Source organism: Vibrio sp. 1562, from assembly GCF_033340155.1.
Taxonomy (GTDB): Bacteria; Pseudomonadota; Gammaproteobacteria; order Enterobacterales; family Vibrionaceae; genus Vibrio; species Vibrio alginolyticus.
The window spans coordinates 1-601 of the sequence record NZ_JAWOVY010000540.1 but is presented as its reverse complement, the minus strand read 5'-3'; the positions used below and the strand labels follow the sequence as shown (position 1 = coordinate 601).

The 601-nt window shown below is 44.8% G+C and carries 1 protein-coding gene; it reads right to left on the bottom strand.

Annotation, left to right across the window (positions count from 1 at the left end; all coding sequences use genetic code 11):
• Positions 1–531 (bottom strand): AraC family transcriptional regulator (locus R7Z49_RS26285; RefSeq protein ID WP_318112601.1); only part of this gene is annotated, 531 nt, incomplete at its 3' end.
• Between the last annotated feature and the right edge of the window lie 70 nt (positions 532–601).

The window sequence follows — 601 nt, the reverse complement described above, 5'->3', positions numbered from 1 at the left end:
GCGCAGCGTAAGCACCAAACAAAGCTCTCTCGAAATGCGAGAGCGCAGCGTAAGCACCAAACAAAGCTCTCTCGAAATGCGAGCTTCGCATCCTGGCTTCCACTGATTGATTGCTTGGCTGAGTGCCGAGTTTGATAGATTTGGTGAAATCGCCAGTACTTCGTGTTTAACCACTGCGAGCAAATCTAACTGGATATCAGAACGCGTCTCCGTCTTCGCCAACTTTTCAATTAAGGCTTTCAGCAAAATTGATGGTTTGATAAAACCGGCCTGTTGAGCAAATGCATCATTCAAACGCACAGAAAAATCACAACGATGGACATGAGTGTTAGGTAAAAAAGTGAGTGAGCTCAAACATCCTTGAGGAATCCAAAAATACTGGCCGGGTTCAATGGCATACTCTTGCTTACCCAATTTGATGATCGCTAATCCGCTTACGACAGACAGTAAACTGTGCTTTAGCGATTTTTTACGCGCGGCAACGTTCAGAAAAGGGTAATTAGCGTCGTGAAATTCAATTGCGTAGTTCATTATGATCACCAGTGTTTTTGGGGCGCTAAGGGTAACGCTAAACCTAAACGATTCCAACCAGCTAACCGTA